Source organism: Methanosarcina sp. UBA5 (assembly GCF_002505485.1).
Classification (GTDB): Archaea; Halobacteriota; Methanosarcinia; order Methanosarcinales; family Methanosarcinaceae; genus Methanosarcina.
The window spans coordinates 36,578-56,035 of record NZ_DAVG01000082.1 but is presented as its reverse complement, the minus strand read 5'-3'; the positions used below and the strand labels follow the sequence as shown (position 1 = coordinate 56,035).

Annotated in this window: 16 protein-coding genes and 2 tRNA genes; 11 read left to right on the top strand and 7 right to left on the bottom strand. The window is 43.0% G+C overall.

The window, feature by feature from the left end; translation table 11 throughout:
* Positions 1–319 precede the first annotated feature (319 nt).
* The 5 genes from BP621_RS09065 to BP621_RS09045 all read right to left on the bottom strand — a co-directional run bounded on the left by BP621_RS09065 (position 320) and on the right by BP621_RS09045 (position 4,517).
* On the bottom strand, positions 320–559 hold the full coding sequence (locus BP621_RS09065) for a hypothetical protein (protein ID WP_292389280.1): 240 nt from the start codon (positions 557–559) through the stop codon (positions 320–322).
* Between the two features lie 220 nt (positions 560–779).
* Positions 780–2,759, bottom strand: coding sequence for a ferrous iron transport protein B (gene feoB / locus BP621_RS09060; RefSeq protein WP_292389279.1), 1,980 nt, complete (start codon positions 2,757–2,759; stop codon positions 780–782).
* Between the two features lie 48 nt (positions 2,760–2,807).
* Positions 2,808–3,506 carry a DtxR family transcriptional regulator gene (locus tag BP621_RS09055; RefSeq protein ID WP_292389277.1) on the bottom strand — a complete coding sequence of 233 codons (699 nt, stop codon included), beginning with the start codon at positions 3,504–3,506 and terminating at the stop codon, positions 2,808–2,810.
* Between the two features lie 174 nt (positions 3,507–3,680).
* Positions 3,681–4,136 (bottom strand): N-acetyltransferase, encoded by a 456-nt coding sequence (locus BP621_RS09050; RefSeq protein WP_292389276.1) that lies wholly within the window; start codon positions 4,134–4,136, stop codon positions 3,681–3,683.
* Between the two features lie 306 nt (positions 4,137–4,442).
* Positions 4,443–4,517, bottom strand: a tRNA-Arg gene (locus BP621_RS09045).
* Positions 4,518–4,995: 478 nt separating this feature from the next.
* Between BP621_RS09045 and BP621_RS09040 the strand changes: the two genes are divergently transcribed.
* The 8 genes from BP621_RS09040 (at position 4,996) to BP621_RS09005 (ending at position 11,758) form a co-directional block, all read left to right on the top strand.
* Positions 4,996–5,502 carry a biotin transporter BioY gene (locus BP621_RS09040; RefSeq protein WP_394339296.1) on the top strand — a complete coding sequence of 169 codons (507 nt, stop codon included), beginning with the start codon at positions 4,996–4,998 and terminating at the stop codon, positions 5,500–5,502.
* A 100-nt stretch (positions 5,503–5,602) separates the two neighbouring features.
* On the top strand, positions 5,603–6,427 hold the full coding sequence (locus BP621_RS09035) for an energy-coupling factor transporter ATPase (RefSeq protein ID WP_292389274.1): 825 nt from the start codon (positions 5,603–5,605) through the stop codon (positions 6,425–6,427).
* A complete protein-coding gene (locus tag BP621_RS09030) occupies positions 6,403–7,239 on the top strand; it encodes an ATP-binding cassette domain-containing protein (protein ID WP_292389272.1) in 837 nt (278 codons plus the stop codon). The genes BP621_RS09035 and BP621_RS09030 overlap by 25 nt, the downstream gene beginning before the upstream one ends.
* An 89-nt stretch (positions 7,240–7,328) precedes the next feature.
* Positions 7,329–8,102, top strand: coding sequence for an energy-coupling factor transporter transmembrane component T family protein (locus BP621_RS09025; RefSeq protein WP_292389271.1), 774 nt, complete (start codon positions 7,329–7,331; stop codon positions 8,100–8,102).
* A gap of 190 nt (positions 8,103–8,292) precedes the next feature.
* Complete coding sequence (locus BP621_RS09020) at positions 8,293–8,577, top strand: ArsR/SmtB family transcription factor (RefSeq protein ID WP_292389270.1); 285 nt, start codon at positions 8,293–8,295, stop codon at positions 8,575–8,577.
* Positions 8,578–8,660: 83 nt separating this feature from the next.
* Positions 8,661–9,389 (top strand): PspC domain-containing protein, encoded by a 729-nt coding sequence (locus BP621_RS09015; protein ID WP_292389269.1) that lies wholly within the window; start codon positions 8,661–8,663, stop codon positions 9,387–9,389.
* Positions 9,390–9,817: 428 nt separating this feature from the next.
* Positions 9,818–10,999 (top strand): 4Fe-4S binding protein, encoded by a 1,182-nt coding sequence (locus BP621_RS09010; protein WP_292389268.1) that lies wholly within the window; start codon positions 9,818–9,820, stop codon positions 10,997–10,999.
* Positions 11,000–11,149: 150 nt separating this feature from the next.
* Positions 11,150–11,758, top strand: a complete 609-nt coding sequence (locus BP621_RS09005) for a sulfite exporter TauE/SafE family protein (RefSeq protein WP_292389267.1) — start codon at positions 11,150–11,152, stop codon at positions 11,756–11,758.
* A 324-nt stretch (positions 11,759–12,082) separates the two neighbouring features.
* Here the strand turns inward: BP621_RS09005 and BP621_RS09000 are convergent.
* A tRNA-Arg gene (locus BP621_RS09000) sits at positions 12,083–12,157 on the bottom strand.
* A gap of 352 nt (positions 12,158–12,509) precedes the next feature.
* Between BP621_RS09000 and ilvE the strand changes: the two genes are divergently transcribed.
* From ilvE to BP621_RS08985, 3 genes are all read left to right on the top strand, one after another.
* A complete protein-coding gene (gene ilvE, locus BP621_RS08995; RefSeq protein WP_292389266.1) occupies positions 12,510–13,388 on the top strand; it encodes a branched-chain-amino-acid transaminase in 879 nt (292 codons plus the stop codon).
* Positions 13,389–13,795: 407 nt separating this feature from the next.
* Complete coding sequence (locus BP621_RS08990; protein ID WP_292389265.1) at positions 13,796–15,724, top strand: molybdopterin biosynthesis protein; 1,929 nt, start codon at positions 13,796–13,798, stop codon at positions 15,722–15,724.
* Between the two features lie 396 nt (positions 15,725–16,120).
* Entirely contained in the window at positions 16,121–17,215 is a 1,095-nt protein-coding gene (locus BP621_RS08985; RefSeq protein ID WP_292389264.1) for an OBG GTPase family GTP-binding protein, read from the top strand.
* A 64-nt stretch (positions 17,216–17,279) separates the two neighbouring features.
* On the opposite strand, the gene BP621_RS08980 is transcribed toward BP621_RS08985, so the two are convergent.
* Positions 17,280–19,391, bottom strand: a complete 2,112-nt coding sequence (locus BP621_RS08980; protein ID WP_292389263.1) for a methyltransferase domain-containing protein — start codon at positions 19,389–19,391, stop codon at positions 17,280–17,282.
* Between the last annotated feature and the right edge of the window lie 67 nt (positions 19,392–19,458).

Here is a 19,458-nt window from a genome sequence, read left to right as displayed (position 1 = left end):
AATTACAGAACAAAGGAGAATCAGGGAATAAAAGAGAATTAGGAAACAAAGGGAAATAAATCGAATATGAATTTTGATAAATAATTTTCGATATATCCGTTATAAAAAACAATAAATAAGAGATACCTGTGCACATCTTTCATTCCTGAGCAAATCGAGCGAGAATAATAGTCAAATCCCAGGTAGATTCACAGGCAAGTCCAGATAAAAAGATCGATAATACTACAAAATAGGGGAATGAAACCCAAGCTTAACTCTAAAACATAAGGAGTTAAAGAGTTGGATTTCAAGAAGGGGGTAAAATTTTTGAAATGAAGTGTTAGTTAATGGATGAAATGGAGCCCTCAAAATCGACCAGTACACTCTCCCTTGATTGGATTTTGGAGGAGGTACAGTCCATTTCCGCAGCAGTTTGATCAACAACGGAACCGTGAGTTCCTGCGGTTTCAAGGAAAAGTTGAACCTCGTCAAGTTCAGGCTCGCGGAAATGATCCATTTCAATTATATCCATAATAACACTCAACACGTTTTTGTGTAAGTGAGTGGTAATTCGGGTCATCGGGAGTAAACACGATGTATCAAATATTAATAATTTGCGGTAAAGGCAGAATATTTTGAAAAGAACAAAACAACCTTATCAATATATAAATGTTATGCCTGACATAAAGAAACTTGCCTTTCATATAATGATCCAGATGACCTTAAAAAAAGATAGTTACTTTTTGAGGCAAGTCAGGGCAAGAAAATCTGCAATAGAGTATAAAAACAGGAAAAAGAAATCAAAGAAAAGAAGGCCCAAAAATCCGAATCAGGATACCCATCCCAAGAGCCAGCAGTATGGTGAAAATAACTATCAAAGCCGTATCCTTTGTTCCGAGTTCGTGCTTTAGTACTGCAATCGTTGCTACACACGGCATATAGATGGTCGTAATTACAGCAAATTGGTACATCTGGATAGGTGTCATTACAGCTGCAAAATTGGCTGTACCTGCAAGTACGGCAAGAATCTGAAGCGCCATTTCCTTTCGGAGAATCCCAAAAACCAGGGCAGTAGCTGCAAATGCCGGAAGGCCCAGCAGGCCCACGGATATAGGTTCTACAAAGTCCTGGAAGATTGAAAGAAGGCCCAGAGCATCGGCAACCCCCAGAAAAGCGCTTCCAACAAGTAGAAGCGGAAAAGCAATGTACAGGAACTCCCTGCTCTTCATCCAGGTTTTTTTGAGGGTAGATTTCAGTTCCGGCTTTCTGAGAGGGGTCATTTCCATGATGAAGCCGCTCCTCTGACCTGGCAGACTCTTTCCCAGAATCAAGCCCATACCGGCAATAATGAAAATCTCCAGAACATAGATTGAAACCGCAGGCCAGAAACCTACGAAAGTTCCAACAAGCCCCAGGATAATAACGGTCCGCGCAGAGCAGGGAATTAAAGATATAAGTAGGGAAGCTATCCTCTTTTCCCGCCGCGTGCCAAGGGAATGCACTGCCATAATTGCAGGGACATTGCAGCCAAAGCCGAGAACCAGCGGTATCACGGCTCTTCCGTGAAGCCCAAGCTTATGCGTAAGATTGTCCAGCAGAAAAGCTGCCCTAGTAAGATAACCCGAATCCTCAAATACGGAAAGAATGGCGTAAAAGACTGCAATATACGGAATTGCAATTGCAAATCCGGCCTCTACTCCCCGAAGAGAATACACGATCAGGTTTTTCAGGATAGGTGGCATGCCTGAGGTTGCGGCTTCGGCAGGCAGGATCACGTGAGGCTCAAAAATTTCATTTACAATCAAGGTCTCAAGGAAGCCTCCTACTCTGAAAACAAGAAGGAAAGTAACGAGCAGGGCAGATACGAGCACTGCAATTCCGAAATTAGGGGAAGTAAGGATGGCATCTATTCTATCCCTTAATTTTTTTTTAGGTTCAAACCTTGAAACCACGCTGTCCACGAGATATCCGGCTTCCCCATAGAGATCTCTTGCAACCGTATCAGGTACCGAAATCCCCTGTTCCATCTCCAGATTCTGTCTTAGCCGCCTGGCAGAAGAGAGCAGGGCATCAGCCTCAGGCGGCATACAGCAGAGTTCTACAAACTCGGCATCATTTAGCAGAGCTGCAACCTTTACGCTTGGAGAGATTTTTGGAAAAGCATAGTTCAGGCTGTAAAGGGCTTGCTGGATCCACTTGCTGTACTTTACCCTGTGATGCTCCTGGGTTTTACCCTGTTCTGCAAGAGCTACAAGCATTACCTCATCAAGCCCTACCCCCCAGGTTGCAACCGTTGGCACTACAGGAAGGCCAAGCAATTCGGATAGCCCTTCCGTATCAACGAGAAACCCAAGGTCTGCAGCCAGATCCATTTGATTTAACGCAACGACCATAGGAATATCGAGTTCCAGGAGCTGTAGAGTCAGGTACAGGTTTCTCTCAAGCCTGCTTGCATCAAGGACATTGATAATTATATCTGGATGGTCCTCAATCAGAAATCTCTTGGTAACTTTCTCATCTTCGTTTGTGACTCCAAGAGAATAGATGCCTGGTAAGTCAACTACTTCAATAGTTTTTCCCCGAGCCTTTACAATTCCCCTTTTAAGCGCAATTGTCGTCCCAGGATAATTCGAAACCTCGACACCTACTCCGGTAAGTCTACTGAAGAAAACGCTTTTTCCAACGCTTGGATTTCCTATGAAAGCAATTGTCAAATCATAAGGAGTTTTGCTCTTACTTCCACTTTCGGAATTACAGCATGAGCTGGAAATCCCTATCACGTCTCCGGTTTTTCTGTTCGATGTCAGTTATATGCCTTCTCTTCGCTTTTACACGCTTTTGCTTTTCGGAGCTATGAATATCTTCTTTGCAATGTCCTTTCCGAGAGCGATTTCTGATCCTACCACCATAACCGAGATACAGCCCTGTTTTTGCTTGCGCCTGATTTCAATATCTTCGCCTGTTAGAATACCAAGAGAGGTTAAGCGCTCTTTCGTCTCTCTTGGAAGGGTTACCCGAACAACTTTGCCCGAACTTCCTTCTTCCATTTCATCTAGTGGGATAAATTCTTCCTCTAGTCTGATGTTATTTTTATCAATGTTGATAGGGTTTCCATCAGGGCAATATTCGGGGCTTCCTAGAAGTTCATAGATTTTTTCAAGTACGGCATCCGAGACTGCATGCTCAAGTTCGCAGGCTTCTTTATGAGCCTCCTTCCTATCGAAATCAAGGACATCAACCAGGAACGTTTCAAGTACCTGGTGTTTCCTTTTGATCCTGATAGCCTGGTCAGTTCCTTTTTCTGTCAATTCAACTCCCTGATAAGGTGTATATTCTACAAGTCCCGAAGAACATAACTTTTTTATCATTTCCGTCACGCTTGGCGGAGATACATTTAGTTCTTCAGAGATCTGTTTGGTTTTTGCAGGGCTCTGATTCTTTCTAATGAGGTAGAGGATAGTTTCAAGATATTCTTCAAATCGATCTATAGGCATTACATCATCTCGCCAGCGTGTACCTGACTCCATATCTGATAATTAGGATACCCTAAAAATGTAACCGCCTGAATAAATAATTTTTGATCTTTAGCTATTTGTATTTATTTTCAATGCTGCAAATCAAAATCTTATAATTTCGAATTTAAAGTCTTAACTTCAAAAAAATAGAAACGTGGAATCTCAGAGAAGGATTTCAGAAGCGATTCAAGAATTAATCGACTTCAGAACAGCAATTTCGTTACAATCCGGAAACTTAGGGCATCTCAAACAGCCGGACCATATTTTTCTGGGAAGGCTATTCTTATCCACAATCTTAAAGCCCAGGGTCTCGAAAAAGCCAGGCACGTAAGTAAGTGCAAAAACTTCTTTCATACCAAGGTTTTCAGCATCCTCAAGGCAGGCTGAGACAAGCTTTGTACCTATTCCTTTCCTTGCACAAACTGGGTTCACGGCAAGGGCAAGTATCTCTGCAAGGTCTTCCCACACTACATGCAGGGCACAGCAACCCACAACTTCTCCATCAATCTCACAGACGTAATAATCCCTGATATTCTCGTACATCTCACTCAGCGAACGGGCGAGCATTAGCTCTTCCTTCGAATAAGAATTGATGATTTGTTTCATTACAACTACGTCATCTACTCTGGCTTTCCTGATCAATTCGTGTTTCCTCTGGGTTAGAATTTTGTTTTCTAATAAAATAGAATGCACTAGGTTATGATTAATAAATCCTTACTGTGTGCTGCTATGAGATACTTACTTTTTAACTAAAAAGTTTCTATTGTTTGCACGAGTGCACCCAGTTACTCAGAAATATCTGGTTCTTCTGAGCAGGCAGAATATCCATAAAACCCTCTATTTTTGAAAGCCCTAAATTTCAAAAATATATTTTTATCTCTTAAGAAAACTGAGAAAAACAGGTTAAAGGAATACGGGTTAAGAAAAATACAGATTATATGAAATTAGCGGGCGCGAAGGGATTTGAACCCCCGATTTACAGCTTAGGAGGCTGCCGCCATATCCTGGCTAGGCCACGCGCCCACGAAAATGCTTCCCGAGAAATACAATCTTTCAACCACCTGCTGAATTTGCATTTCAGGTGATCCATAATACCAGTATAAGATGTATATCAAATTATCGCTCGGTAGGGGAGAAATGTGCGCCTGGAAACAAGAGTAGGGCTTTCAGGAAAGTTTTAAATCTTATGTAAACCATTAATCCTCCAAAGGTTAACAATACCCCAGATTTTCGATTGCTATATGTCTTTCAGGATTGGAATTAACCTTTGTGAAGTATCACTATAAGGCTGACAAGGTTACTGCGGATTTCAGTCCCTATTATCTATTATAGCCTTTATTTTGCACCGGATTATCTTGCCTGCCAATTTAGGGGGCATAAAAAGCTCTAATAGGTTTGAAAAAGGCAAAGAAAAGGAAAAACCGTGTAAAATTGATAAGAGGAAAAAAGTGTGCATATAAAAAACAACGAGTTCTACTCTACTAATACTCCTGAACTAAGGATGATGGTTTTCGCATCTCTTTTTGCAGCCCTGACTGCCGCAGGAGCTTACATACAGATTCCTATACCTTTCTCCCCCGTCCCTGTTACATTGCAGGTTTTCTTTGTCCTGCTTGCAGGAAGCATGTTGAAAAGCAAATGGGGAGGCTTGAGCATAATAGTATATACCCTGCTTGGTATTGCAGGACTTCCTGTATTTGCAGGAGGTAGTTCCGGAATGGGTGTACTTTTTGGATCTACGGGTGGGTACATAATTGGTTTCATTCTGGCGGCTTATACTGTAGGAAAGCTTTCCGAGAAAGTTGAAAACGCTGATAAATCCAGCTTCTTTACTAATGCCCTTAATATGAGCGCAGGAGTCCTGGTTATCTATGCTTGCGGGTTTATTCGATTGATGTTTGAGATCGGGCCTGGAGCAGCCCTTGCTCTTGGTGTCATTCCTTTTCTGCCCGGAGAAATCGTAAAAACTGCAGTTGCCGCATATATTGCTTCAACCCATGAGCTCTAAAGCTACTTCACTTCTAATTTTTCTAGAAAAAGCCGAAATTAAAGAAGAGACTTGAATTCTCCAGAGAATTTAAAATGAATAACTAAAATTTTGATTAAGCATGATCAGGCTTGAAAAAGTAAGTTACAGTTATCCTGATGGTACCCCTGCACTTGAGGATCTGAACCTGGTTATAAAAAAAGGGGAATTTATAGGAGTAATAGGAAAAAACGGCAGCGGGAAATCTACACTTGCCCTTCAGCTCAGCGGACTCCTGAAACCCCAGACTGGCAGGGTGATGATAAGGGAAATGGACACCCGTGATCCCTCAAAACTTTCAGGAATCCGTAAGCTCGTAGGTATCGTGTTCCAGAATCCTGAAACTCAATTTGTGGGCAGGACAGTCGAAGAAGATCTGGCTTTCGGTCCAGAGAATCTTTGCCTTCCCCCCGTGGAAATCAGAAAGTGTGTTGATCTGGCGCTTGCCGAAACCGGGCTTGAAAAGTACAGGCACCGTTCTCCAAAAGCCCTGAGTGGAGGACAGGGACAGTGTGTAGCCCTGGCAGGAGTTCTTGCAATGAGGCCTGAATGCCTTATCTTTGATGAGGTAACTTCCATGCTTGACCCGAAATCCGGAATAGCTGTCCTTGAAACCATAAAAAAACTGCACAGAAAAGGAAAAACTATTGTATATATTACTCACAATCTCGAAGAACTTCATGACGCAGATAGAATCCTTATCATGGAAAAAGGGAAAATGAGGCTTGAAGGAGATCCAGAGAGTGTTTTTTCCGATGTTTCCCTCCAGACCCTTGGGCTTTCCCTGCCTTCCCTGATTGAGCTTGCCGAGAATCTGAAAATGCACGGAATAGTAATTCCCTGGGAAAAAACCTCTACCCCCCAGAGCTTTGCAGAGGAAATATGCCGATTATTCTTGAAAACGTAAGTTTTTCCTATTCCAGAAAGACTCCTCTCGAAACATCCGCTTTAAGGGATGTCAACCTGCGGATAGAAAAAGGAGAGTTCGTGGGAATATTGGGAGAAAAAGGTGCAGGAAAATCTACTTTAACAAAACTTTTCAATGGGGTTTTAAAACCCGAAACCGGAACCGTTCGCGTGGACGGGCTTGATCCTTCTTTAAGAGAGGCGAAACGCAGGATAGGGATGGTTTTTCAACAGGCTGCTGACCAGCTCTTTTGCAAGACCGTATATGAGGAAATAGCTTTCGGGCTCCTAAATTTTGGGCATTCAAAAAAAGAAACAGAGGAGAGGGTATACGAGGCAATTGAAGCTGTCTCTCTTGACCAGACCGAGCTTTCTCGAGATCCTTTCAGCTTGAGTGGAGGAGAAATGCAAAGAGTTGCTCTTGCAAGCGCTCTTGCCCTCAGGCCGGACTATCTGGTACTCGATGAACCCATAACAGGGCTTGACCCGTCTGGGAAAAAAGAAATTCTTGAGACACTTAAAAGAATTAAAGAGAAGGGAACTGCGGTCGTAACTGTAACCCATAATCTTAAAGGGTTCTTCCCCTTACTGGAAAGAATAGTTCTCATAAGGGAAGGAAGAATAGCTTTTCAGGGGAGCCGGGAAAGCTACCTCGAAAAAGGATGCGAGCCTCTTCCACCTATAGCTTCCATGATGAAAGAACTCAGAGCAAGAGGAATGCCGGTAAACCTTGCAGTCTTCACGGTTGAAGACGCTCTTGAAGAGATTCTGAGACTAAAATCGATTCTTGGAAAAGAAAATAGTGAAAATTAAAGCTGAAGGTAATTAAAACGGAAAGGAACTAAAACAGGAAGCTCCAAAAACTCCTTGAAACTACTTTACAAAGACAAACGCGAGGGAATATGCAGGAACCTGTGTTCAGTTACGTGCCTGGGGCTTCCCTTCTCCACAAACTTGACCCCAGGACAAAAATTGCAGCCGTAATGCTGCTCGGAGTTCTGACGTTCAGGATCGATAATTTTGCAGGAATAGTGGCTCTTTTCGTGTTTTTCTTTGCCCTCGCTTTACTTTCAGGACTGCCAATGAAAGTGTTTTTCAGAGCAGTAAGGCCTATGATGCTGTTTATATTTTTTATCTTTCTTACGCAGCTATTTTTTACCGATGGAAGAGCCCTTGCCTCTTACTGGGTTTTGAAGCCGAGTCTGGAAGGGCTGGAAAAAGGGTTCAAACTTGCTGCCCGATTTATACTCCTTTTGCTTTTTGCAGCCCTCCTGACAGCCAGTACCGATCCTTCTGCAATTACTTGCGGCATAGAAAGGATGCTAAGGCCTTTACCGCTGCGCTGGTTGGGAGTCAGCTCTTTTGAGCTTGCTACGATGATGAATATCTCTATAGCGTTTCTTCCCCTTCTGTTCGAGAGAGTAGAGCGGACAAAAGCAGCTCAGGCGGCAAGAGGGATAGACTTCGTAAAAAATCCGTTCCACTCGGTTCCCGCCCTTGCAATTCCCCTACTAAGAGGCGTAATCAGGGATGCGGAAGAACTGGCTCTCGCAATGGAGAGTAGGGGCTACCAGGGCAGCAGGCGGACCTCAATACATGAACTTTCCATGCAGAAAAGTGACTGGAAAGCCCTTTTTATCCTTGCACTTTTTATCATTCTCGTTTTGGTTCTTTGAATACGACATAAAGAAACTTATTATAGAGAACGAAGGCTCTGATAACTTTCTTATATGACACAGTTCATAATAATATGTTAATATATGAACAGCTGCTCATTTATTCATACAAGAAAAATGTGAAAGAGTTGACTCAGAACAGTTTGAAAACCTATTACAAAAAGTTCCGGACCCCTAAAGTATCACGTGAATGGCTGCGGTTTTTCAGGCGCTCCAATCCGATACCCGCCTTAAGATCCTCTTCTTGCTAAGGCAAAAAGGGATGTGTGTCTGCGAACTCGAGCAGGCGCTTAGCGTCACTCAGTCCGCAGTCTCGCATGGGCTTCGCACTCTCAGACAGCTTGACCTCGTGCGGGTAAGGAGGGAGGGAAAATTTACGATCTATTTTATTGCAGATGAGCATGTCCGTACTCTGATTGGAATGTGCCTGGAACATGTGGAGAAAAAAGAATACGACTACTCGGAATGTAATTGAAACCAAAGAAGAAAAATGAAAATAGTAACGAAGATAGAAAAGGTACCAGAATAATATAAATCCTCAAAAATAGAATAACCAATATGCAGGAAAATCCCGAATCTCAAGAAAAAAAGGTAACTAAAGGAAACTTTTTTGAAGCGCCAGGGGTACCTAAAGCCGAATCTAAAGAGGAACCAGGTACAAGATCTGAGGGGAAAACCGGAGAGGAAGTCAGCGGAGGTACCGCACCCCTGGAAAGAGAGGAGCCTAAAAAAAGCGAATTCAAACCTCAAGGGGAACTTGAAACTGGTTATACCAAGGAATCGTGGGAAAAACCTGAGAGAGACATGGAAAAACAGGAACCCGCAAAAATCCCCACATTCGAAGAGAGTAAAATCCCGAAAGAAAGTGAATTCAAGGCTTCGGGAGAACTTGAAACTGGCTATACCAGGGAATCCTGGGAAAAACCTCAGAGGAATATGGAAGAAAAAACTACTGTAGAATCCCAGGAAAAGAGAGAAGAGAAAGCCTCTGAAGAAGCAAGGGAAAAAGTTAGAGACGAAGCTAGGGAAGCAAAGGAAGAGGCTAGAGAAGAAGAACGCACTACCTACACCATGAAAAAGCGCCTGACTAAAAGCAAGAAAGAACGTATGCTCTTTGGAGTCTGCGGAGGGCTGGGAGAATACTTTGGCATTGACCCGACCTTTATAAGACTTGCTTTCGCAGCTCTTGCTCTGCAAGGAGGAATTGGTATTGTCCTGTATATTATCCTGGCAATACTTATGCCCTCGGGAGAGAGATATAAAATGATTCCCAGTTCAGGGCAGTGATTTCCAGCGCGGAAATCTTACAAAGTTCTATTTTTTATATTTTTGTTCTCTTAACTTTCTGTTTTTTAGCGTTTAAGTCTATATATGGGAAGCATACATATTTTCTGTAAACTGAAAAATCAAATTTTTGAATATTTTGTCATAGAATACACATTGTTTAACTGCATTCTTTTCTTAATTTACCTGCATTTAGAGAACCCCAATCAGTGTCGTATAACAACGAGATTCAAAGCGCAGGTACGTGACCTTTCTGAGCAAACATTAACTTATTAATTTTCAAGTTAATCAGTTTCTAAAGCCTTAGAAACAACAGCAGTAACATATAGACGGCGCTGAAATGGTCAGAATCTATTATCAAAAAATTTCGACAAGTTTTTATATAAGTAACAGAAAAAATATTCTTATTATTGAGCGGGCCCAACGTTTTGGTGCCAGATGAGGTAAACCAAGTGTGTCAATTGAACAAAAGTGAGAGTAAAGGAACACAATGTGGTACAGGCCGTTTAAAGCATTCTTTAGCAATCAGTTTTACTGCGGCAGCTATCACTGGTTTAATCTTATTTTTTCTTGTAGGACGGGGAGACTTTTCTTCAGCTCACCTGGCAATCACCGCGTTTATTGTCATAGTAGGTACAGTAATGACTTTTTTCATGTTGTGGACTGGCAGAGTCAATCTTCTTCGCATGGTAACTTTTGTTGGGATGGATGGTTTAATCTTTACCATAGCGTTCTGTCTGGAGCATGAAGTACACAGGGGCAGCATTCTGCTTACCGATCAAGTCATGAATAGTACTGGCGCTCCCATCTGTCCGATCACGATTCCGTTCGTAGCTGTACCATATTTTACCGAGGGAAAAATGGTATTTCCATCCCCAGTCACATCGCTGTTTGCCATTCTCTTTATGTGGCTCGGTCTTGTGCTTATCCTGGGACGAGGGTGGTGTGGCTGGATATGTTTCTTCGGATGGATGGACCAATTTTTCGCCTCCCTGTTAAAGAAGCCTATCATATCTCTTGAAAACCCGCCAAAATGGGCAAAGTTGTTTCCTTATGCATTGATGCTGTTCCTTATCCTGGTCAGTGCCGTCTTTCTGATACCTGTTTTCTGCGCTTTCATGTGCCCACTCCGGATAATCTATGATCCGCCTGGCGTGACGACGACTTTCCAGTGGATCACAGCGCTGATATTCGTGACTGGTGGGCTAATTTTCCTGGTAATAGGCCCGTTGCTCACAAAGAAAAGGCTGTTCTGTAGCTTTATATGCCCACTTATGCCTGCCAATACTTTGATTGGGATCATCAATCCGTTTAAGGTAAAAATCGACACAAGCCTCTGCAAGAAATGTGGCTTATGCGTAAAAAGTTGTGAGATGTTCGCGATCACCAAAGAATCTCTTGCAAAGGGAAAAACGACAATCGAATGTGCTAAGTGCGGAAAGTGCATGGACAAATGTCCCGCAGGTGCGATCGATTACAAGCTGATGTTTACTGACCAGAGAATTAGATTATGTTTTATTCCGCTGGCAGTTATCTTTAACTTGCTTATTGTGTCAGGCTTCATATGGATGATTGTACACTACCTAATAACCGGTGAGATAGGGAGTTTCTGATAATTGCATTTACTTGTTGATTGGCAATAATGGAAGTTTCTGAAATGGCTATTGACATAAAAAATATCAGGCTATGGGTAATGTATCTGTACATGATTCTCATTGTGGTCATTGGCTTTGCTCTGTTTGCAAAGTCATGAGCGGTGGCTGATGATCATAGAGGCTATTTCCCAGGGCATACTGCTAGGGCTGTCCACGGGCATTTTCTGCCTGGTCACCTGCGCTCCTGTATATGTGCCTTTTGTCCTATCAGAAGATCGAAAGCTGAGGCGGAATATACTATCCATTGGAGAGATTGCAATGGGTAGGCTAATTGCTTATCTGTTTTTTGGCTTTATCCTGGGAATTCTCGGCAAGCTGATAAACGGTCCATGGCTCAACAGAACTATCGGGACTGCTATGATTCTGCTGTCTGCCTTTATGCTAGCCTTTGTGGTGGTGAAAAAATGGCCTCACCTCGGGTTGTGCAAGATGAGTAAAAAATACGTGAATTATCCTGCTTTCTTTGGCTTCCTGACAGGAATCAATGTGTGTCCTCCATTTCTTCTGGCGATGTCCGCAGCTCTATCTTATGCCAGTATTGCAGGCAGCACACTACTATTTGGAGGATTTTTTGTTGGAACTTCATTTTATCTCATACTGCTGGTGCCGCTGGGCTTCGCAGCTAAAATGGAAAGTATTAGGCAGATTGGACTGATTACATCAGTAATGTCAGGAATAATGTTTCTTGCACTGGGGCTGGGGTACCTGGTATTATGAAGATAGATTTGATTTAGTGACTTTTTGAGCTTCTGGTCTTACAGAATTTTTGATACGTTACTCTATCTATGTCTCCACTGCTTTGAAATAAGATCTTCCAAACCATAAGCTGCGCGTACTCTGGTAAAGCTGCAGCTGTGATAGGACTCTTTACTGCAGAAAAGGCTGAAAAGCAGAGAGTAGATAAAGAGTATAAAGCTCTACAAAAAGGGTAAGCATGTCAGAAAGAAAGAGAGTGAAAATAGTTTGCGCAGGTTAATTTGAAGTAAGTAGAGAATTAAAAACAATTTTCTAAGCTTGGTTAGAAAAAGGTAAATAATTAAGCGGGCTCGAAGGGATTTGAACCCCCGACGTCTGGGTTAGAAGCCCAGCGCTATATCCTGGCTAAGCCACGAGCCCTGTTTGCTTTTTTTACTGCGGAATACGAAATGAGCCTTTTAACATAAAAGCTTTTTGTATGGATACATTAATTGGGATTGAATATATCTTAAAATATTTATATAGAAGCGGAATTGTAATATATATTTAGTATATACTGACATATTTGGCATTTTACTTAGAAACTTACCAGTATGGAAACTTCCCTGAGGCTTTGAATTTTTAAAACCCCTCGCAGAGCTTACATACTGTCAATGAATGAAAAAAAGTAAATGGTTTATAGGGTTTACATATTACAACCATATTTAATTGACATTATCAGGAAAATAGGTAAACTCTATAAAGTAGTAAGATTGCAGAGGATTGTTCGCAAATGAGTGAGTTACTTATCTACTTGGATGGGAAGTTTGTTCCCAAATCCGAAGCCAAAGTTTCGGTCTATGACCATGGTTTCCTCTATGGCGACGGTGTTTTTGAAGGCATAAGGGCATACAACGGACGTGTCTTTAAGTTAAAAGAGCATGTTGACAGACTTTATGACTCGGCAAAGGCAATTGCAATGGATATCCCCCTTACAAAGGAAGAGATGAGTGAAGCAATACTTGAAACCCTCAGGAAAAATAACCTTAAAGATGCATATATCCGTCCTGTTGTTTCGAGAGGAGCTGGAGATCTCGGACTTGACCCTCGCAGTTGTGAAAAGCCCTGCGTGGTTGTCATAGCCCAGGGTTGGGGAGCCATGTACGGTGACCTGTATGAAGTCGGGCTCAAAGCTGTCAGTGTCTGTGTCCGGAGAAATGCCCCTGATGCCATATCCCCTAATATCAAGTCCCTTAACTACCTGAACAATATCCTGGCAAAGATTGAAGCCACTGAGAAGGGAGGAGACGAAGCTGTATTCCTGGATCATAATGGTTTTGTCTGTGAGGGTTCTGGAGATAATATCTTCATAGTCAAAGACAACAAAGTTTTTACTCCCTTTACGATCAACAACTTAAAAGGGATTACCAGAGCTACAGCCATCGAGCTTCTGGATGAGATGGGATACAAAGTCATCGAAACAAATCTTGGTTTATTTGACCTTTACACAGCCGATGAGGTTTTTGTCACAGGCACTGCAGCTGAAGCTGCCCCTATAACCAGACTTGACGGAAGGATCATAGGTACAGGCAAACCCGGGCCCATGACAATGAAGATGGTTGAAGCTTTTGAGAAAATAACCCAGAATACGGGCACATCCATTTATAAATAAAAGTGCAGCCCTGAAAAATGAAAGAAACAAAAAAGGCAATAAAAAAATCATGCGGGACTTTTCCCGCCATGGTTCTTTTTTATCAGTTTTTGGTGGAGCAATTCCCTTTAGAACTACGTTTTGAACTCCCTTTTAAACTTCACTTTATAATCCGTTTTGTACTTTGTTTCTAGTTTTTCCTTTAGCTCCTATTTGAGTTTTCCACTCGCAGATTTCTTTCATACAGGTTATGAAAAGCGATTTCTTCCTGGCTTGTCTCTCTGTGACGGTCTTTCTTGAAAAGGATCTCCTTTACGTTAACTGCTTGCGGTGTATTCCCTAAAGGAAAAAATAAGTATAAACAGGGCAGGTAATGCTATTAAACTAAAGAACTCATCTGAAGGCCGATATTCAGGATTTGATATTTTATGAAACGCAAAGAATTTCGGAAACTTATCTCTGTAGAGAAAGCACGTAAAATAATAAACAGCCTGCAGGTTCTTCCCAGACAGGAAAGCTTATCCCTTGAAAACGCTTACGGTGGAATCCTTGCAGAGGATATTGTTACCGAAATTAATGTCCCTCCTTTCCCAAGGGCCGTAATGGATGGTTATGCAGTCAGGGCAGAGGATACGTATGCATGCAGCGAAACTGAGCCTGTAGAACTCAGATTCCTGGGAAATCTCCCAGCAGGCTCGGATGCAAAATTCAGAGTTTCGGCGGGGGAGGCCGTGGAAATAGCTACCGGAGCTCCGGTTCCTGAAGGCGCTAACGCTGTGGTCATGGTTGAATATAGTTCTGAAGGAGACGGAACCGTATCGATTTACAGGCCTGTAACTATGGGAGAAAATATCATGAAAGCCGGTTCGGACATCCGGAAGGGAGAGCGTGTGCTCAGGGCAGGACGAAAGCTCGGAACCAGGGAAATCGGAGTGCTTGCTTCTGTCGGAAAAAAGGATGTGCCTGTCCTAAAACTGCAGGTTGGGATAATCTCAACAGGAGACGAGCTTGCGCGCCCCGGAGAAAAACTTACTTCCGGGAAGATATATGACGCAAATTCTTACACCTTATATGCCGGCATATGTGAATGTGGAGCCTTTCCCCTGCTTTACGGGATTATAGGAGATAACGAGACAGCCATGAAAAGGGCACTTGAAACTGCGGTTTCGGAATGTGCCCTGATTCTGACTTCTGGCAGCACGTCATCAGGATCCGGGGATGTGATGTACAGGCTCATAGACGAAATCGGAGAAACCCTTGCCCACGGTATAAGTATAAAACCTGGAAAACCTGTGGTTATTGGAATAATACAAGGCGTCTCCATAATAGGGCTTCCCGGAAACCCTACATCTGCATTAATGATTTTTAACGAATTTGTAGCTCCTTTGCTCAGAAAAGCCCTTGGAGAAGATAAGGTGCTTAAAAAAACGGAAAACGGAATTATGGGCACAGGCTTCCGTTCCGAAGGAAGACAGCAGCTTCTCCCAGTAGGCCTGATTCGGGGAAGAGTCTATCCTGCAGATAGAGGTTCAGGTGCCATAACCTCTCTTTCCGGTGCAGATGGCTTTATTGAAATTCCATCCAGTACAGAGTTTATTGAAGCGGGAACTCCTGTAGAAGTGACTCTTTTCGGCGAGGTTGAAAAACCTGACATCCTGATAGCAGGCGGCTTCTGTCCTGGCCTTGACCTGCTTGAAGACCTTAGTGGACTTCGTTTTAGGACTCTTTACACAAGCTCAAACGGGGGCTTTAGCGCAATTGCCTCAAATACGGCAGATATTGCAGGCGTGAATATGCCATCACGAGACTCCAGAGGACAAGACGGAATCCTGTATAACATCTCTACAATCGAGAATATGAGACTTTCAGGCGTTGTTCTTGTCAAAGGATATAAGAGGGAAGTAGGGCTTCTTGTCAGACAGGATAGACCGGTTTCCGGGCTCGCGGACCTTCCGGGAAAACACCTGATTAACCGGAACCTGGGTTCAGGCACAAGGGTACTTTTAGACCTGAAAATTGCAGAATTCGTAGCTGGAAAGGAAATCAGTAAAAAGGAGTTTACGGATTCGATTCCGGGGTATACGTCCGGAGCAAAATCGGAGGCAGCTGTCTGTGAGGCAGTCACCTCAGGAAAGGCTGAGGTAGGTGTGGGAATAAGAAATTGTACCGAAAAGGGCGGTCTCCAATTTATAAAATTTGCAGAAGAAGAGTACGATTTCCTTATAAGGAAGGAAATTCTGGAAACTCCCGAAGTCCGCAGGTTTCTGGAAATTCTTAACTCTGCAGAATTCGCTTCAAAGCTTCCCGACGGGCTGCATGTGTATGAGAGGACAGGAGAAATAATCTCCTTTGAATAAAAGATAGTCTTCTCGAATAGGAGAGATAGTCCCTTTGAGATAGTTTTTTAGAACAAGAGAGGTAGTCTTTGAGACGTTTCCTCCCTTGAATAAGAGATACAGACTCTTTAAACAGGCTTCTGGTGAAGAACTTTTCACCAGCCATAGCCTTCAATAAGCTTTAAGTATTATTATAATTATTGTGAAATATAATTGTTCTGAGTAGCCTTTTCATTTAGAACCAGTAAAGAAGACCATTCCATAGGTATATATATTGCATTCAACTATTCAGAATAAAATATCCAGATACGAATCTCTTTTGGATCAAAAAAGGTTTGCAGAAACCGTTTGGACGCGGTTTCTTTTTCCAATTAATATGAAGATCATTTCTTTAGTCCCTAAATCGGCAGGTTCCAGATGAGCAGCATACAGGAGCAAATACAGGAAGTCGAAGATGAACTTCGAAAGACCGTGTACAATAAGGCAACTTCCCATCATATAGGCCGCCTCAAAGCTAAGTTAGCCCGCCTGCGAGACGAGGTTGAAAAGAAAGCCTCGGCAAAAGGAGGAGGGGAAGGGTACTCAGTCAGAAAATCAGGAGATGGAACCGTAACCCTTGTAGGTTTTCCATCAGTAGGAAAATCTACGCTTCTGAACAAAATCACGGGTGCCAATTCCGCAGTGGCAGCATATGAGTTTACTACCCTTACAGTTGTGCCAGGCGTACTGGAACACAAAGGTGCAACAATCCAGTTCCTCGACGTCCCTGGGCTTGTAAAAGGCGCGTCTTCAGGGCGTGGACGTGGAAAGGAAGTCATATCAGTTATCAGGAACTCGGATATGGTTATATTTTTGCTTGATGTCTTCCAGCCCAAGCATTACGAAGTACTTATGGACGAGCTCTACCAAGCCGGAATTCGCATAGACCAGGAACCCCCGGATGTAGTAATCAAGAAAAAAGATAGGGGTGGAATAGAAATCAACTCAACCATCGACCTTGACTTGGATGATGAGACTATCAAGGCTGTGCTGGATGAGTACAAAATCCATAACGCAAGTGTACTTATAAGAGAAAACATAACGGTTGACCAACTTATTGACGTTGTCCTGGACAACCGTAGTTATGTCAGGTCTCTTATAGCTGTTAATAAGGTTGACCTGGCCTATCCCCAGTTGATTGAAGAATGCAGAGAACTATACCCTAACTCGATCTTTATTTCAGCCCACGAAGGCACTAATATCGAGACTCTTAAAGATGCTATTTATGATAGGCTGGGTTTCATTCGAGTCTATTTAAAACCGCAGGGTCAGCCCGCAGATATGGAAGAGCCTCTGATCGTTATGAGCGGAACCAATATAGGTCAGATTTGTGACCGACTGCACAGGGATTTCCGCAGGAAATTCCGCTATGCCCAAGTCTGGGGCATATCCGCAAAACATCCGGGGCAGAGAGTAGGTATAGACCACAGAATGCAGGACCAGGATATCCTTACAATTATCATCCAAAAGTAAAAGAAAAGCAGAGACACGATAAAGAAAAATCAGATCCTTTCGTGTTCCAAACTTTTTTCGAATTTTATACGGTTTCAAAGGCCTGTACTGTTTCGGAATCCTCCGAGAAAACACTTTCTTTCTGGTTATTCTCAGTATCCATACAGTTTTTGGCTTCGATCTCTTCCTCAAACTCGGCAGCACATTCAGCCGGGCTTTTTCTGGGAGTGATCTCAGGTAATTTTCTGGAAAGCCCAACTTTTCCATCATTTCCGAGACCATATCTTTCCTTTGCAGCTTCGATAATGGCAGCAAGCATTCCAGAATAGGAAATATTAGCATAAGCCGCCATTTTTGCCAGGTGACCGTCCCAGCACCATCCAGGATTGGGGTTTACTTCCAAAAGCTTAGGTTTGCCTTCGGCATCAAGCCTCCAGTCAAAACGGGCATAGTCCCGACAACCCAGCCTGGTAAAGAGAGCAAGACAACATTTCACAATTTCCTTTCTGGTTTTCTCAGGGATATCTGCAGGCACGGATTTTATATTCCAGTATGGAGAATCCGGAAGCCATTTGGCCTCATAGCCGCAGATCTTTGGAAGTTCCTCCGGCACTCGCGAGTAATCTTCTTCCGTGATAGGCAGGACAGTGCATGCCGGTGGATTCCCAATGATGCCAACACTGATGTCTTTTCCGGGAAGAAACTCTTCAAGCAGGAAAGGCCTACACGAACCCATCTTTTTTCGGGTTGCCGCAAGAATTTCAAGAAGCTCCTCACGGCTGTGGGCAATGCTTTTCTGTGTAATCCCAAAACTTGAGTCTCCTGAGTTAGGCTTTACAAGCAAGGGGAAAGATAGAGAAAGCTTTGAAAGTTCCGAGTCTTCGGTCACAAGCATTCCTTTTGCTACAGGAATGCGCATCTCTCTGGCAACACCTCTTATAATAGACTTGTCATAACAGAAGGCAAGACATTGAGGGCCTGCTCCTGTATATGGGATGTTGAGCTGTTCAAGCAAAGCCGGAACATGAAGCTCTTTTGTGGGATCATTATAAAATCCTTCGTCACAGAGATTAAGTACAAGATCAATTTTCGCTGCTTTCTTCTTAAGATCCTCCAGTAGCGTTTCGTGCCTGTCAAGGAAAGTAAATCTAATGAAGGGAATTTCTGCGAGTGCCTTTTTCATTCTCTCAAGCGTATCAAAATCGTCGTCGTCGAAGACACAGGCAGGCTTGACCTGATCTTCTTTTCTCGGATCTCCGAGCACAACTGCAATATTCATTGTTTTTTTATTCCCGGCTGCCTGAAGAGAAGGAGGCCATGGTTTTTCAACATAAGCCGACACCAGGATTCTCTGTTCCATCATGCCTGCATCCTGAGTGCCTGCAGATACCGGGCTGAAAGTGGTATGAAAAGCGGGATTACTAAACCCTGAAGCGGTAAGTAGCTCAAAAAGGCTTTCTTTATTGTATAACCTTTCAGCATAAAACTGGTCTGCAATTACTCCCCTGTCAATACGGCTTATTACTTCCCTGCAAATTAGCCGATCCCCATTGGCTGAAAGAGCTCTTTCCCTGCAGACAAAATATTTCCTGTCCAGCCATTCCCATGACCTGGGCTGGAAACTCTTTTTCATGTAGTCCCCATCCACAGCATCGATGAAAACCCTGCCACCAGGCTTCATAACTCTAAAAATTTCTTCAAGAACCTTTTGGTCCTGGAGCGTTGAATCAAAGTAGCCAAAACTGTTGCCCAGTATAGTAACTACATCAAAAGCATCAGATGGGTAGGGAAGCTTTCTTGCATCTCCCTCTCTGAACCTGACCTGCAGGTTCTCTTTCTGTGCTCTGGTTCTGGCTTTCCTTATAAGGTACTGCGACCTATCATATCCCTCTACATTTGAAAAGCCTCTTCTTGCCAGTTCAATTACGTGTCTCCCCTGTCCGCAACATAGATCCAGAATTTTTTCTTCAGGAGCCACTCCCAAAATGGAAACAATTAGATCGACCTCTTTCCTAGTAACCTCCATATCATCCAGAAGATCGGCATCGGTCTTAAGATAAAGTGAGTTAAAAAGAGTCTGCCACCAGTCGGACTGGACATGAGTCTCAAGGTCTTCAACAGGCCCAAAGGTTTTCTTCTGTACAGTGCACCTGGCGCGCTTGCGCCTGGTATTTGGATCTGTATTATTCTGGGTCATGATCTCATATCTTCCACAAAAAAGTGTATGCTTTTTGAGTATATCAAGTTTATTGAAAAGTTAAAAA